We start from the raw sequence: 15,925 nt of genomic DNA on the forward strand, positions 1-15,925 counted from the left end.
CTCATTCTTAACGGATCATTACTCCTTTTCGCCGACGACAGCAAAAACCTTTGCGGTAATCCCGTTGTAAAGCTTAATTTCACATTCATAGGTACCGAACGCTTTAATGTCGGCGTCCAGAGCAATCTTACGCTTGTCAATATCGACTTTATAGGCCTTTTTAAGCTCTTCCGCAATTTCCTTCGCGGTGACGGAACCGAAAATTTTACCGCCCTGCCCCGCTTTTGCGTAAAGCTTTACGCTCTTTTCATTGATTTTCTCCGCGGTCTGTTTCGCGGCGTCTATTTCGGACTGAATTTTAAAGGCCTTCGCTTCCGCGGCGTTTTTCAGTTCGTTCATCGCCTGGGCATTCGCCTCTTTCGCCAGCTTGCGGGGAAACAGAAAGTTGCGGGCGTAGCCGTCGCTGACATTGACCAGATCCCCTTTTTTTCCGGTGCCTTTCAGGTCTTCAAGCAGAACTACCTTCATTGATGATTACCTCCATTATCTGAAATTGATTTATTGCATTGCCTTTGCCATGGTGTCCTGTAAAACGGCAATCAGCTTTTCGCGTGCCTGCCGGACCGTAACGCCGGTGAGCTGCGCGCCCGCCATCGTCAGGTGGCCGCCGCCGCCCAGAGCCTCCATAATCAGCTGTACGTTGATTTCGCCCAGCGAGCGGGCGGAAACATTCACCACATTATTTCCGGTCGGGAACAGCACGAATGAGGCGTTCACGCCCTGAATGGACAGAAGCTCGTCCGCCGCCTGCGCCGAGGTGATGCGGATATCCGGAAATTCGTGGTCGGCGGAAGCGATTGCGCAGTCGCCGAAAATCTCCGCGCCGGAAACGATCTGATACTTTGCCTTATAGGTGTCGATCGTGTCGGAAAACATGCGTTTTACTTCCACCGTATCCGCGCCGCGCCGGCGAAGATAGGCCGCCGCCTCAAAGGTGCGGACACCGGTTTTTAGCACGAAATTCTTGGTGTCGAGCATAATGCCCGAAAGCAACGCCTCGGCCTCGGTCTGCGTAAGAGCGGTTTCACCGATATACTGGACAAGCTCGGCCACCATTTCGGAAGCGGAGCTTGCGTAAGGCTCGTGATAGAAAACGAGTGCGTTTTCTATATGCTTGACCATCATGCGGTGGTGGTCGATAATGACCACACGGGAAACCGCGTTTAAAAGCTCCGCGCTTTCCACGAATTCCGGGGAGTGAGTATCCACAACGATCAGCAGCGATTTCGGCGTCGCCATGGACAATGCTTCCATGGGAGAAATAAAGACTTTTCCGTTGCCCGCGCCCGAGGCTTCCATGGACGTAATGAGCGGGGACGCAAGGCTCTGCGAACGGTTGATCACCACAAAAGCGGGCTTTTTCAGCGCCTTCGTCACCGCGCTCCACATGCCCACAGCCGCGCCTACGCTGTCCAGATCGGAAAACTTATGCCCCATAACCAGAACATTGTCGCTGTTTTTAATATGATCGGAAAGAGTTGCGGCAATGACACGGGTACGCACCTTGTCGCGTTTTTCCACCCCTTTGGAAAGGCCGCCGAAGAACTCGTATGTATCGTCCTTTTGTTTGACGGCCACCTGATCTCCGCCGCGGCCAAGCGCCATGTCGAGCGCCTTGCGCGCCCACTCCTCACACTCCGACAGGGATTCCGCGCCGCGCCCCACACCGATGGAAACCGTAGCGCTGCGCCTTTCCCCCGCTTTGATTCCGCGGATGGTGTCAAGAATCTGAAACCGTTTTTCCATGGCGTCCCGGGTGTGGGCTTCGTCGGTCAGAATCAGATAGCGCCCGCCGCTCAGCCGCTTGAGAAAGCCGCCCATGCTCTGCGCCCAGGTAATCAGCGCGCCCTCCACCTCCGACGCGATGCGGGAATCCTCGCTGCCGCTGGAATCGCGGGCGAGCTCCTCCCGGTTGTCGAAGCTTGCCAGCGCGACAACCGGGCGCCGTTCGATATATTCACGGTTGATTTCCTTATAATAAGTGTCGTCCACAAAATAGGCCACACTGCCGTATTCCGTTTTTGTGGCAAAGACGGTGTAATGTCTGTTCTCTACGGTAATATCCGTTCCGCTTTCGGCGATGATCTGGCGAATCGTTTTCGGGTAAATGAATTTTAAAATATTTTCCCCGCGGCTTTCGCGCTTGACGCTGACTTTTTCCGCAAAGGCGTTATTGACCCAGATGATGTCCCCTTCTTCGCCAATCACCGCAACCGGCATCGTGAATTCCTGCAGCGCGCGGTATTCCTCCCCGGACAGAATTTTCTGAGCGCTTTTCACCGCGGTGGCTACGTGCGCCTTGAAACGTTCCGTGGAAAGGATGACGGCAATGACGGAGCCGATGGCAAATGTCATTTCGACGGCAAACAGAATATGGCTGTAAAAATAGCTGACGCTGGCCATAATGAGCATAACCGCTGTGATGACAAAGAATACCGGCGAAGACACCCATACTTTTCTCTTCAAAATGATTACCCCTTTGGCGTTTCAGCCTAAACTTCCATAATAATCGGAAGGATCATCGGACTGCGTTTCGTACGGTCATAAAGCATGCGGGAAAGCTCATCCTTGATTTTGGTCTTGAGCGTACCCCAGTCGTGAATCTTATTTTCAAGGCAGTTCTCGAGTACGGAATTGACCAGTACCCTCGCCTCGTCAATCAGCGGTTCGGATTCGCGCACATAGACAAATCCGCGGGAAACAACGTCCGGCCCGGAAACAATATGCCCGTCGCCCTGAGAAATGGTGCAGACCACCACGATCAGGCCGTCTTCGGCCAGATGCTTGCGGTCGCGCAGCACGATACTGCCCACGTCCCCGACGCCAAGGCCGTCCACCAGCACCCTGCCGGCCGGAACGGAGGAAAGCTTTTTCATATAATTCTGATTCAGTTCCAGAACGTCGCCGATATCGCCGATAAACACATCTGCGGCACTCTTGCCCATGGCGTAGGCCAGACCCGCGTGCTTACGCAGGTGCTTCTGCTCGCCGTGAACGGGAATGAAAAATTTCGGTTTGGTGATCGCCTGCATCAGTTTCAGCTCTTCCTGGCAGGCGTGGCCGGAAACATGCACCTCGTACATGGATTCATAGACCACCTGGCAGCCGCGCTTCATCAGTTCGTCGATCACCGTGCCGACCGTCTTCTCGTTGCCGGGAATCGGCCGCGCGGAAATGATGATAAAGTCCCCGGGGCCCACCTCCACCTTGCGGTGGTCGGCAAAAGCCATGCGGGTCAGCGCGCTCATCGGCTCGCCCTGGCTGCCCGTGGTAACCAGAACGATTTTATCCTTCGGATATCGGTTGATCAGGTCAAGGTCGATCAGCACCCCATCCGGAACCTCCAGATACCCCATCTCCACGCCGATGCCCATCACGTTGAGCATGCTGCGGCCGGAAAGGGCAACCTTGCGCCCGTACTTGACCGCGCAGTTGATGATCTGCTGTACGCGGCTGATATTGGAAGCGAAGGTGGCAATGATGATCCGATTGTTTTCCGCCTGTTTGAACAGACGCTCAAAGGAATCGTTCACCTTGCTCTCCGACATGGTATAGCCGGGTCTTTCGGCGTTTGTGGAATCCGCGAACAGAGCCAGAACGCCCTCCTGTCCAAGCTGGGCCAAACGGCCAAGGTCGATCATGTCCCCCTGTGCGGGCGTACAGTCGATTTTAAAGTCTCCGGTGTGGACGATCGTGCCCGCCGGAGAATGGATCGCCAGCGCGACCGAATCCGGTATGGAGTGGTTGACATGGATCAGTTCGACGGTCATGCAGCCGAGCTTGATCTGGCCGCCCGGATGGACGACGTTCAGCTTTGCCTTATTGGACAGCCCGTGCTCCTTGAGCTTGCCTTCGACAAGGCCGAGGGTCAGCGGAGTGCCGTAAACGGGCAGATTTACCTTTTTCAGCAGATAGGGCATCGCGCCGATATGGTCTTCGTGGCCGTGGGTCAGCACGATCCCGCGGATTTTATCGGCATTGCGTTCCACAAAAGTGAAATCAGGCAAAACCAGGTCGACACCGAGCATATCCCCGTCCGGGAAAGCCATGCCGCAGTCTACGATCATCATATCGTCTTCACATTCAAACAGTGTAAAATTCTTTCCGATCTCGTTTAATCCGCCGAGAAAATATGCTTTGATCGACGGCTTTTGCGGGCCCTGCCTGCCGCGTTTCCCCTGCTGGCGCTGGCTTGTCTTTTTTTGCTGCGCCGATTTCTGCTTGGTAAGCTGCGCCAGTACCTGCGGGGCCTTTGACGGGCTCTGCTGGGCCTGCTTCTGCGGCTGGCGTCTCCGCCTGGGCTTTGCGGGCTGAGCGGCAGACTGGGCGGCAGGTTCTTTTAACGAAACGGCCTCCCCGCCGATGACCTGATCGGCAGGCTTCTGCGGTCTCTTCTTCGCCGCCGGTTCCGGCCTGCGTGCCGGTTTTTGCGGCGGTACCACCTTTTGATAAAGAGAAGAGCGGCCCTCGCCCGAAGCGCCGGTGCGCTGCTCTGCGCTCTCCTTTTGCTCCGCGGAATTTGTTTGATTTTTTTCTGACACGAAATAACCTCCATTGTTAATTAGGGTGCAACCAAATAAGTCCGCCGGCAAACGGTGCCTGAGCGGGCATGGTTTTTCCCTGTTCGATTTTTTGCTTCCTTCGCACTGCGCGGGCAGCTGCAAAAGACAGCAGAGTCAACCGCAGAAAATGCGGTTTCAAATATATTTAATGTCTAAATATAATGCAATATTAAAAAATAAATCCGGACACAAATATCGTTATTATTGTACCTTGATTCGTTATGACTGTCAAGCGATTGCGTCTTCGTGCAGATAATTTATATTATGGCCAAAAAAGAACATCCTAAACCAAAGTTGACATTGTTTGTATAAAGTCGATATGATATAATGGAAAAAATATTCGGTTATACTAAAGGATGGTTCAAATGAAACAGGTTGAAATCTATACCGACGGCGCCTGCAGCGGAAATCCGGGCCCGGGCGGCTGGGGAGCCGTGCTCCGGTACAACGGTGTCGAAAAGGAAATCAGCGGCGGCGCGGCCTACACGACCAACAACCGGATGGAGCTGACCGGGGTGATTGAGGCGCTTCGCCTGTTAAAGGAACCCTGCGAAGTGATCCTGTGCAGCGATTCCAAGTACGTCTGCGACGCGATCAGCAAAGGCTGGGCAAAAAGCTGGAAGAAAAACGGCTGGCGCAAGGCCGACAAAAAGCCCGCTCTCAATTCGGACCTGTGGGAAACGCTGCTGGCGCTTCTTGAAAAGCACCGGGTCACCGTCCAGTGGATTAAGGGACATGCCGGCCATCCGGAAAACGAACGCTGCGACCGGCTTGCCGTAGCCGGGGCAGAAAAATTCAAATAATCATCGTTAGACTATTGAAACATATACCAATTTGGTGTATATTATGTGCAGGACATATTCCTATCAATTCAATAATATATTAAGTAAAGGTGATAAGATGGCACGTTTTGTTTACGCGGACAACGCCGCGACGACTCCCGTTTCCAAATCCGTCCTGGAAGCAATGGAGCCTTTCTATACCCAATATTATGGAAATCCCTCCAGTTTATATTCTGTGGGACGGACGGCCAAAAAGCCGCTTGAGCAGGCGCGGGAAACCGTTGCCCAGTGCCTGGGCGCATTGCCGAATGAAATCTTTTTCACGTCCGGCGGCAGCGAAGGCGACAACTGGGCGCTGAAGGGCGTTGCCCACGAGCAGGCGAAAAAAGGGAAAAAACATATTATCACTTCCAAGTTTGAGCATCACGCGATCCTCCACTCCTGCGAAGCGCTTGAGAAAGAGGGTTTTGAGGTCACCTATCTGGACGTTCACAGCGACGGCCTTGTCAGGCCGGAAGAGCTGGAAGCGGCCATCCGTGACGATACCGCGATTGTTTCCATTATGTACGCGAACAACGAAATCGGCACCATCCAGCCGATCACCGAGATCGGGGCCATCTGCAAAAAGCACGGCGTGATTTTTCACACCGACGCGGTACAGGCCGTGGGCAACCTCCACATCGACGTTAAGAAGCAGAATATCGACCTGTTGTCTCTTTCCGGCCATAAATTCCACGCGCCGAAGGGCGTCGGCGCGCTGTATATCCGCAACGGCATCAAAATGCCGAACCTGATCGACGGCGGCGCACAGGAACGCGGCCGCAGAGCCGGGACGGAAAACGTCGCCGGAATCGTGGGCTTGAGCGTTGCGCTGAAAGAAGCCTGCGCAAACATCGACGAGCGTGCCGAACGCCTCACAAAGATGCGGGACAGGCTGATCGACGAGCTGCTGAAAATCGACCGCTCCCACATCAACGGCGACCGGGTAAAACGTCTGCCGGGCAATATCAACATGTGCTTTGAGGGCATTGAAGGCGAATCGCTTCTGTTAAGGCTTGACCTGAACGGAATCTGTGCCTCCTCCGGTTCGGCCTGCACCTCCGGCTCCCTCGACCCAAGCCACGTGCTGCTGGCGATCGGCCTTCCCCATGAGATTGCCCACGGTTCCCTGAGAATCACCTTCAGCGAACAGAACACGGAGGAAGACGCCGATTATATTCTGGAGGTGCTTCCGAAAATCATTGAGTATCTCCGTTCCATGTCCCCGCTTTGGGAAGAAATCGTCTCCGGACAGAAGTCCTATTCTCAGAACATTTTTTAAGGAACAGGTTCCTATTTATAATTACTAAGAGAGGTAATGAATATGGCATACAGCGAAAAAGTGATGGACCATTTTGCGAATCCGCGCAACGTCGGTGAAATTCCGGACGCAAGCGGCGTCGGCGAGGTCGGTAACCCCAAATGCGGGGATATTATGAGGATGTATATCAAGGTTGACGGCGACGTCATTTCGGACGTAAAGTTCAAGACCTTCGGATGCGGCGCCGCGATTGCGACCAGCTCGATGGCGACCGAGCTGATTAAGGGAAAAAAGATCGAGGATGCCTTAAAGCTGACAAACAAAGCGGTCATGGAAGCGCTGGACGGCCTTCCGCCGGTCAAGGTGCACTGTTCCGTGCTGGCCGAGCAGGCAATTAAAGCCGCTGTTTCGGACTATTACAAAAAGAAAGGGATCGACCCCGGCCCGCTGGTCGGTGAGATTCCGGAATGTGAGTCCTGCGCCTGCGACCTGCACTAGGAAGCTGCCCTGCAAAAAGAGTTTATTACAGAATGCCGAAAATAAAATTACACAAAGAGCCGGAAAGAACGTCTAACCAGCGTTCTTTCCGGCTCTTTGCTCATCAATTTCGGAAAAGATCAATCCTTACAGCATTTCCAGTTAATTCTGCGACAAGGTTGCGTTCCTCCCCGCCTTCGGCGGGGAGGAACGTGTTTTGTCTCGCAAACTGAAATGGAATTGCTATCGTGTATTGAATACCGTAAATGCTCGATTAATCCTTTGTAAAGGCGATCAATTCTTTATTAAACTGCTCCATCTGGTCGTAGAAAAGGAAATGACCGCACTGGTTAAAAGGAACCAGCTTTGAATTCCGGATCCCCTGGTTCTGCGCGACGGCCAGCGGGTACAGGCAGACCCGGTCGTTCAGGCCGTGTAAAATCAGGGTCGGAACATTGATTTTCGACATATCGTCGAACAAAACCTCTTTGATCCACGTGTTTGCGACGGCAGCGGTCGACCAGCTCGCGGCCTGCAGCCCCAGCTGGAAAATCCAGTCGGACAGCGGAATGCTGACGCGGTGGAAGAAAATCATATTCCCGAAATCCCGCAGCATCTTAGGACGGTCCGTGTAAGTACCCTGAATGATATCCAGCACGGCCTGCTCCTTCAGCCCATTCGGAAAATACGGCCGCTGAATGAGGCTGGGCGCGGCCGCGGCAAAAAGAGCCAGCTTCGACACGCCGTGCCCGCTGTGCCTTGCCATATAGCGGATACAGATCGCTCCGCCCGTGGAATGCCCTCCCAGCGTAATATCTTTCAGCTGGAAAGCATCGATCACGGCGCGCACGTCGTCGGCCAGCCGGTTATAGTCGTACCCACTCCAGGGCTTGTCGGACATCCCGAAGCCCCGGCAGTCAATAGCCACGCAGCGATACCCCAGCTTGGGAAGCTGGTTCAACTGGTATTCGAACAGATTATGATTTCCGGGCCAGCCGTGAACAAACAGAATGGTTTTATTCCCGGTCGGGTTTAAATCTTCAACGTAAATATTGACGTTCTGTTCTACCGATACGTAATACCCCACACAATCACCTTCAATCCCATACTGATCCCGATTGCCTACAGGAATATTTATGTTTGCAGTCAACCCAAAAGAACCCCCGGCCTGTAAAAAGCCGGGGGCTCCTATTGCCTGCGCGGTTAAAAGCGCATCTGTCGATTAACCGGTCAGTCTATATCATGTAATGTCGTATGCTGTATCAGTGGATTTCGCTGCGCTGCTCCTTGAGCCTGGTGAAGAACCGGGGGTCCGGCATCACGTATTCCGGCTTTGGCAGAGCAATGTCCAGCGCTTCCCGCAGGACGTCCTCTATGGTTTCTACCGCGACGATCTGAATTTTTTCCTTGACTTCGTCGGGAATATCCTTCAAATCCGCCACATTGTCCTTGGGAATCAACGCTTTTCTGATTCCGGCGCGTTCCGCGGCCAGAAGCTTTTCTTTCAGCCCGCCAATCGGAAGCACCGTGCCCCTCAAAGTGATTTCACCCGTCATAGCCAGTCTGGAATCGACTTTTATGCCGGTAATCAGGGAGGCAAGAGCCGTGAAGAGCGTAATACCCGCCGAAGGTCCATCCTTCGGCACGGCGCCGGACGGCACATGGATATGGATATCCTTTTCCTTGAACTTAATCGCATTGACCGGCAGACGGGATTTCAGCAGGCTGAGCGAGATTCTCGCGGACTCCTTCATAACGTCCCCCAGCTGGCCGGTCAGAATGATCTGGTCGTTGCCGGGCATTTCGGTCGCTTCAATGAACAGGATTTCCCCGCCCACCGGCGTCCATGCCAGACCGGTGACCACTCCGGGAGGATTCATTTCCTGCGCAACGTCGTGTCTCGACATTTTGCTGCCCAGAATCTCCTCCAGATCGTCCGCGGAAACGGCATAGGGCTTTTCGACATCCCCAAGAACGATTTTCTCCGCCGCTTTTCTCGCAATGGAATCCAGCCTTTTCTTCAGCCCTCTGACGCCGGCCTCCATGGTGTAATCGGCTATGATCTTCCGAAGGGCTTCGTCGCTGATCTGCACGTCTTCTTCGGTCAGGCCGTGCTCTTCCAGCGCTTCACGAACGAGATGGTTCTTACCGATATGGAATTTCTCACTTGAGGTGTAGCTGGAAAGCTGAATAACCTCCATACGGTCCAGCAGGGGTCCGGGGATGGTCTCCAGCGAGTTTGCCGTCGCGATGAAGAAGACGTTGGACAGGTTGTAGGGAAGGTCAAGGTAATGATCCGTAAAGGTATTGTTCTGCTCCGGGTCGAGAACCTCCAGCAATGCGCTTGCCGGGTCTCCGTTATAGCCTGTCATCAGCTTGTCGACTTCATCCAGCACCATAACCGGGTTCATTGTGCCGGCTTTCTTCATGCTCTGGATAATCCGTCCCGGCATTGCGCCGATATAGGTTCTGCGATGTCCGCGGATTTCAGCTTCGTCGCGGATTCCGCCGAGGCTCAACCGGACATATTTTCTGCCCAGCGCTTCAGCAATGCTCCGTCCCAGACTGGTTTTCCCGGTGCCGGGAGGCCCGACCAGAAGCAGGATGGAACCCTGCTTATCCTTTTTCAGATGCAGCACCGCTAACTGCTGAATGATGCGGTCCTTCACCTTTTCAAGGCCGTAGTGCTGTTCGTCCAGAATGCGGCGGGCTTCCCGGATATCCACGGGCTTTTCTTCCTTCGTCTCCCACGGCAGCTCTACCAGCAGATCAAGATAGTTCTGAAGGACGTTGTAATCTGCGCTCGCGGGGTTCTGGCTTTCCAGCTTGCTCAGCTCTTCCAGCGCGGCCAGCCGTATTTCTTCCGGCATATGCGCGTCTTCAATGCGGGTTCTGTAGTCCTTCCCCTTTTTAGCGGATTCCGGCTTTCCTTCGTTCAGCTCCTCCTGAATGGCCTGAAGCTGCTCCCTCAGGACCGCCTCGCGGTAATTTTTGTTTGCCTTTTCGGAGAAGCGCTCCGTCATCTCAATCTGAAGCTTAATTTCCTCTTTGTAATGGAGGAAATAATCGATAAACGTCAAGCCGCGGTCTTTCAGGGAAGAAGTTTCCATCAGGGTATACTTTTCCTGTCTGGAAAACGGCAGGAACTGGCATATGTATCCAATCAGCACATTCAAGTCCCTGATTTCATCGATGGCCTTCATAACGCCGCCGGAATTCTTGAAATTCGCTCCGATCTGGTGAGCGATGTTCTGAATATAACTCGCCATTTCTTTCTGGCTGTTTTCATTAAGGTCAATGACCTCCGGAATATCAATGGTATTGCCTGTGATGACGTCTTCCCGAATCACAAGATCGGAGACTTCCACACGGCTCATTGCCTTTACCTTAACAAGATGGCCCTTTTCGCCGGACACGATATCCAGTACCTGCAGCGCAATCCCTATTTTATAGAAATCCTCCGTCTCCAGTTCCTTTCTGTCCACCCGACGCTTTAACGGCAACGCTGCGATTTCCTGATCTTTATTTTGCAGAACGGACAGTTCCTCTTCGCTTAACCGGCTGAATGCCAGCGGATAAACCATACCGGGCAGTAAAACGAGATCTTCAATTGGTATTATCAACATAAACAGTATCCTTTCTTTTTATAAATGAATGTTCGTTTATAATTTCTGTAAACAAAATAGTGTGGATTTTGAATTTTAATAGCCTCTGATTAATGCTTTCTGAATAATCGCGATCAGCTCGTTCAAGCGGTCTTTTGCGGCCTCCTCGGAGTCACAGCGCTTCACGGCGATGGTTTTCACCGGAGAGAACAGGATAGCATACAGGTTATCGTTGCTGTAATTATTGAGAATTTGTCTCCTCTTCAAATCCGTCAGCAGTTGGTTCAGGTTTCCCGGTCCCTTTATAAACCCACATCCGGATTGAAGAGCGGGACAGGTGCTGAACTGCTCGATGAAGTGAAAAATCTCCTGATTCTCAACAATATAGGAATAATAGCTGCGGATCAGTTCTTCAATGATCTGTTCGCCCTCCATATTCGGGTTTAAGCATTCCAGCAAATATTGAAAGGTATCTTCGGCATATTCCTGATAAATATCGCGCAGCATTGCGTCCTTGTTTTCATAATAAATATACACTGTTGCCGGGGAGACTCCCGCGGCATGGGCAATTTTAGAGATGGACGCACCCTGAAATCCTTCTTTTAAAATTAATTCAACAACTGCGGTCTTAATACATCTCTGTTTTTCATCATCTTTTTTTCTCATACGCACCACCAAAATTTTTGATAAAGCGGAAGGATTACTATTATAATAAACGATCATTCATTTATTGTCAAGTGCCGGCAGTCTTTAAACTGTTAAATATTTGTGAAGAATCATGGCTACCCGTAAAACGGGTGGCCTGAGCGGGCCCAAAAAAGGCATAAGATTGCATCAGAAAAGACCGCATTCCATTTAGGCCGCACCCGAGCAAATTGACGCTGCCAGTACTGTTCCTCTTTTGGAGATATTTTTGACATCTTTTTTGAGCTTCGGTTTATTTCTTCAGGTGAAGTATTATCCTCCGAAAATCAGCATATATATGCCGACTACACATAGTAAAACTGCAACATATATTTGAAATTTTCCTTTTTCTATTTTCTTAATGATACGGTTTGCCGCAAAGGTTCCGGCTATCATTGCCGCTCCCATCGCAAGCCCTGTGAGCAATGCCAACAAGTCAAGTCCAACCAGTTTGCTGTATACGACGGTTTTTAGGATGTGCATCGCTGTGGCGGTCGTGGCCTCGCTGGCTATGTAGGCGACGGGCGGTAATCCCAGAGTCAGAAATGCCGCGGCTCCGACAGGCCCGCCGCTTCCGGCAAGACCGGATAGAAGTCCAGTGGCTGCACCGCCGATGATCATGGCCCTTTTCCCATTTTTGAACTCCAATTTTTTAATCATCTTAATCAACACAAGGATAATCAAAGCTCCGCCAATACAGCGAGTAACGATATCTTTTGGCAATACAGAAAAGCCAAACGCACCCAGTGCGGTCAGCGGAAGCGCCGTAGCGCAAAACAATCCAACCGATTTCCAGTCTATCTGTTTTATTCCGAATACCATGCGTGCAAGATTTCCAATAAGCTGGGCAATCGTCAGCACCGGTACGGCGACTTCCGCGCCAACACAGGCGGTTACCACTGGCAGCAGTAAAAGGGCACCGCCGAAACCGGCTGCGCCTGAAACGAATGCAGCGATAAAACTGGAGAGAATCAGAATCAAATAGCTCCACATAACATATCCCCCATCCGTTATCTGGTGAAGTTAATTTTCGCTGGTATTGCATCTTTATCTAAGCAAAGATTATAAATCGTACGAATCAATATCGCTGCTCTTATACTATCCTTTGAACTTCGAAATCCTATCTTTTCCCTTTTGGCCTCTTCGGAAACCATCCTTTTTCCACTCTCTTTTCCTGTAGGAACAGCTCATGAATACTCCAAAACAGCGCAAATCCCAATATTGACAAAAGAGCGGATAAAAGCGTCGAACCCAAGAATAATGAAAATCCGACACAGGCCAGACCAAAAACAAAAAAAGCCGGCCAAGCCTTTGTGCCAAAATAATATTCCACCTTTATGACAACCGGATGCAATAATCCAATAATCAGCAATGCACCGATGCCGATCCATAATCCATCAAAATACATATTTTCACTCCGTGTTTTTTTCTATATGAAGCTGTCTCTGCGGACAGCGATAACCCAGGCTTTCCCCGACTCAAAGCGCCTTTTCAGGTTTGGCGTACACACGACCTGATTATCCGAGTCAAGGCTTTCCAGATTCACCTGCAATTAAAATACGGCGGCTGTTTTTTCCAAACCGGCCTACTATTTGTGCCAGACCGCCGCCGCGTTCGACCGGACAAGCAGGTCCTCCAAAGGGAGCCCGAGGGGGCATATCTTCTGGCAGGAGAGGGATTTGCCGCAGCCCTCGAAATAGAACTGCCGGTATTTTTTTAAAAGCTCGCTGCGGTGCTCCCCGTATTCAGCCTGGTCCATGAGCTTGGAAGCGGCCACCATGGAGACGGCGCCGGCAAACTTCCCGTCCGGACGGAAGTTTGGACAGACCTCCAGACAGCACCCACACATCAGGCAGCGGGAGGACTGGTACTGGTTTTCATGCTCCCAATGATTCATAGAGGCGCTTTCTTCTAGCCATAGCTTTGCGCGTTTCATGTCTTCAAACAGAATACTTCGGTCCACCTTCAGATCGGCGACGACGGAAAACTTGCTCAAAGGCTCAAGCACGATCGTCTTTTCCTTCCCGGAGAGCTCACCCAGGAAAGAGGAACAGGCGAGGCACGGCAGGCCGTTGATCCGCATGGCGCAGGCTCCGCATTTTTTCTGCAGGCAACTGCATTCCCAGACGATCCGGTCCGCAAGATTTCCTTCCTTGTCTTTTAGCTCGTCGCGGTTATTGAGCTCGTTCAGCGCAAAAGCAACGGAGCCCTCCGGGTCGCCTTCACAGGAGAAGGTCTGAAGGAAGGAGGGGCTGCCGGAGTCCTTCTGTCGCCTTATTTTCAGGTCAAAGCGCATACGGTTCCCCTCTCTTGCGGAATGTCTTTAAAACGGACGATGATCCCGCCGCTCTCGTACCGGGCGACGCTGTCCTTTTGATACGCCGTGTCATTCCGGTCGGGAAAGTCGCCGCGATTGTGCGCGCCCCTGCTTTCCCTGCGGTTATAGGCGCTCAACAACAGCGCCTTACCCAACAAACAGAGATTTTTCATGGATAGATTCTCATACGTCCCGCAGGTGGGGTCGTAATTGCCCTCGACTTTTTCCATCATCAGCCGATCAATGGCCGATATCCCCGCTTCCATCTGCGGCCCGTTCCGTACAATGCCGAGGCTGTCAAGCAGGATGCGGCTCAGCTCCGCCCGAATGCCGGGAATGGGAAAATTCCGGCCTCTCCCCTGCAGGAATGCCCTTCTCTGCCGGATCTCTTCAACAGTCCGTTCACTGTACTCTTCAAACCCGGCACCGGCGGTTCCATCTTCAACGTCCAGCATAGCCGACTCTGCCGCTATGCTGCCACCATAAATGGCACCGAGCACGGAATTTCCGCCCAGGCGGTTCGCCCCGTGATACTGGCAGCAGCATTCCCCAGCAGCGTAAAGACGCGGGAATGCGGTCCGGTGATGTTCGTCCACCTGAAGGCCGCCCATGAAATAATGGATGCCGGGAGAAACGGGGACCGGCTCCCTGCGGGGATCCACATGCAGGTAAGTGATACAGTCCTCCACCAGATCGCCCAGCCGCTGCTCCATTACGTCGGATGGAAGGTGCGTCATATCCAGAAAGACGGAAGCGGGACCGTCCGGTGCGCTGCGAATCCGCCAGATCTCGCGAGAAATAACGTCGCGGGGCATCAGATTCCCCCATTCCGGATATTTCTCCTCCATAAAACACCACGGTTTTCCGTTCCGAAGGGCAAAAAGCCGACCGCCCTCGCCGCGCGCAGCCTCGCTGATCAGCAGGCGCTTGCCGGAACAGGCCGCCGTAGTGGGATGGTATTGGATGAACTCGCCGTTGGCGATGGGTACGCCAAGACGGAACAGCTCGGCCGCCGCCTCCCCGGTGTTCTGCTGAGAGCCGGTGGTCTTTCCAAAAAGGCCGTTCATGCCGCCCGAGGCGATAATGACGGCGTCCCCCTGCAGGGGAAGCAGCTCCTGCGTTCGATTGTCCAACACCACGCATCCAAGGCAGCGGTTCGAATCGTCCTGAATCAGGCTCACAAACGAGTGATCGCTGTAGCGGATGATATTTTCTTCGGCCTCCTGCCTGCGGACCTCCTGAATGAGCGCGGTCATGATCTGCTTCCCCGTACTGCTCATGGCGAAAGCGGTCCGCTTCTTTTTCTGTCCTCCAAAATTACGCAGGTCAATACCGCCGTGTTCATCCCGGTTGAAAACGACACCCAAAGACACGAGGCGCCGGACGATGTCGGGCGCGGCCTTGGTAAGCGCGCGCACCGCATTGGGGTCCGCAAGGTACACCCCGGCCTGCATGGTGTCCTTGAAGTGCTCTTCCACGCTGTCATTTTCGCCTTTTGTGTCAAGCGCGGCGTTGATGCCGCCCTCGGCCATGACGGATTGCGCGCGTTCCGACGGCATGGAGGAAATCAGAAGAACCCGGTACTGTTTTTCAGCCGCCTTGAGCGCGGCAGACAAGCCGGCGAGCCCGGCGCCAATGATCAGAATCGTCTGCTTCATAGATATTGCCACCCGATATAATAAAATAGGACCGCGCCGGTAAAGAACAGAAGAAAGACCGAGGCAATCAGAAAGAGGTCCACCCGGCGCTCCCGCTGCTTGATTACTCCCAGAGAGATCAATAAGGGACGAAGGTTGACAAAGATATGGATAAACAGCGCGGCAATCAGCAGAAGCTGTGTGATGAGCCGGATGCTTGTGAACTCTTTGAGGCCGAATGTCCCGTTTACCGTCTCGCCATAAGCGCCAAAGTGAAATAGCAGGAGGATCAGGGTGGCGACGCCGCTGAAGCGCCTCGTCCAGAATTCCTTATTCTGTTTTAGATACCAGCGGCCGGATTCATTGCCGACCCGCGCGGCCTGCACCGTAAGCGCCACGCCCAGCCCCGCATGAACGAGGATCAGCCCAAACCCGGTCCAGGCCAGCGTCGTCGCGGCATTGGAACCGATACCGAGCAGCAGAAAGCTCCCCATTACTCCATGGATGAGAAAGATCGCGAGGATCACTGCCGACAGGATCGTGTTGATTCTGCGCAAAAAC

Annotated in this window: 14 protein-coding genes; 3 read left to right on the top strand and 11 right to left on the bottom strand. The window is 52.9% G+C overall.

Going from position 1 to position 15,925, the window contains the following annotated elements:
- Nucleotides 1-18 precede the first annotated feature (18 nt).
- The 3 genes from rplI to LY85_RS03250 are packed head-to-tail and all read right to left on the bottom strand — an operon-like array spanning nt 19 to nt 4,541.
- On the bottom strand, nt 19-468 hold the full coding sequence (gene rplI, locus LY85_RS03240; protein ID WP_038324720.1) for a 50S ribosomal protein L9: 450 nt from the start codon (nt 466-468) through the stop codon (nt 19-21).
- Nucleotides 469-498: 30 nt separating this feature from the next.
- On the bottom strand, nt 499-2,466 hold the full coding sequence (locus LY85_RS03245) for a DHH family phosphoesterase (protein WP_141825434.1): 1,968 nt from the start codon (nt 2,464-2,466) through the stop codon (nt 499-501).
- Between the two features lie 26 nt (nt 2,467-2,492).
- Nucleotides 2,493-4,541 (bottom strand): ribonuclease J, encoded by a 2,049-nt coding sequence (locus tag LY85_RS03250; protein ID WP_243122469.1) that lies wholly within the window; start codon nt 4,539-4,541, stop codon nt 2,493-2,495.
- A gap of 386 nt (nt 4,542-4,927) precedes the next feature.
- On the opposite strand from LY85_RS03250, the gene rnhA reads away from it, so the two are divergent.
- The 3 genes from rnhA (at nt 4,928) to nifU (ending at nt 7,142) form a co-directional block, all read left to right on the top strand.
- Nucleotides 4,928-5,365 carry a ribonuclease HI gene (rnhA, locus tag LY85_RS03255; protein WP_141825435.1) on the top strand — a complete coding sequence of 146 codons (438 nt, stop codon included), beginning with the start codon at nt 4,928-4,930 and terminating at the stop codon, nt 5,363-5,365.
- Nucleotides 5,366-5,462: 97 nt separating this feature from the next.
- Nucleotides 5,463-6,665, top strand: coding sequence for a cysteine desulfurase NifS (gene nifS, locus LY85_RS03260; protein ID WP_141825436.1), 1,203 nt, complete (start codon nt 5,463-5,465; stop codon nt 6,663-6,665).
- 42 nt (nt 6,666-6,707) lie between these two features.
- Nucleotides 6,708-7,142: a Fe-S cluster assembly scaffold protein NifU gene (nifU, locus tag LY85_RS03265; RefSeq protein WP_038324724.1), complete on the top strand. Its 435-nt coding sequence runs from the start codon at nt 6,708-6,710 to the stop codon at nt 7,140-7,142.
- Nucleotides 7,143-7,395: 253 nt separating this feature from the next.
- Here the strand turns inward: nifU and LY85_RS03270 are convergent, their stop codons facing one another.
- The 8 genes from LY85_RS03270 to LY85_RS03305 all read right to left on the bottom strand — a co-directional run bounded on the left by LY85_RS03270 (nt 7,396) and on the right by LY85_RS03305 (nt 15,921).
- Nucleotides 7,396-8,208, bottom strand: a complete 813-nt coding sequence (locus tag LY85_RS03270) for an alpha/beta hydrolase (RefSeq protein WP_141825437.1) — start codon at nt 8,206-8,208, stop codon at nt 7,396-7,398.
- Between the two features lie 175 nt (nt 8,209-8,383).
- Nucleotides 8,384-10,747, bottom strand: coding sequence for an endopeptidase La (gene lon, locus LY85_RS03275; protein ID WP_141825438.1), 2,364 nt, complete (start codon nt 10,745-10,747; stop codon nt 8,384-8,386).
- A 75-nt stretch (nt 10,748-10,822) separates the two neighbouring features.
- Complete coding sequence (locus tag LY85_RS03280) at nt 10,823-11,392, bottom strand: TetR/AcrR family transcriptional regulator (protein WP_038324729.1); 570 nt, start codon at nt 11,390-11,392, stop codon at nt 10,823-10,825.
- Nucleotides 11,393-11,683: 291 nt separating this feature from the next.
- Nucleotides 11,684-12,403: a sulfite exporter TauE/SafE family protein gene (locus LY85_RS03285; protein ID WP_141825439.1), complete on the bottom strand. Its 720-nt coding sequence runs from the start codon at nt 12,401-12,403 to the stop codon at nt 11,684-11,686.
- A gap of 127 nt (nt 12,404-12,530) precedes the next feature.
- Nucleotides 12,531-12,818 carry a DUF4491 family protein gene (locus LY85_RS03290; protein ID WP_141825440.1) on the bottom strand — a complete coding sequence of 96 codons (288 nt, stop codon included), beginning with the start codon at nt 12,816-12,818 and terminating at the stop codon, nt 12,531-12,533.
- 180 nt (nt 12,819-12,998) lie between these two features.
- Nucleotides 12,999-13,706: a 2Fe-2S iron-sulfur cluster-binding protein gene (locus LY85_RS03295; protein WP_141825441.1), complete on the bottom strand. Its 708-nt coding sequence runs from the start codon at nt 13,704-13,706 to the stop codon at nt 12,999-13,001.
- The gene (locus LY85_RS03300) at nt 13,691-15,385 is read right to left on the bottom strand and encodes an FAD-binding protein (RefSeq protein ID WP_141825442.1); all 1,695 of its coding nucleotides are present in this window, start codon (nt 15,383-15,385) and stop codon (nt 13,691-13,693) included. The genes LY85_RS03295 and LY85_RS03300 overlap by 16 nt, the downstream gene beginning before the upstream one ends.
- Nucleotides 15,382-15,921, bottom strand: a complete 540-nt coding sequence (locus tag LY85_RS03305; protein ID WP_141825443.1) for a pilus assembly protein PilX — start codon at nt 15,919-15,921, stop codon at nt 15,382-15,384. Before LY85_RS03305 ends, LY85_RS03300 begins: the two co-directional genes overlap by 4 nt.
- Nucleotides 15,922-15,925: the final 4 nt, after the last annotated feature.

Source organism: Clostridium sp. KNHs216 (genome assembly GCF_006714885.1).
Lineage (GTDB): Bacteria > Bacillota > Clostridia > Oscillospirales > Acutalibacteraceae > Caproiciproducens.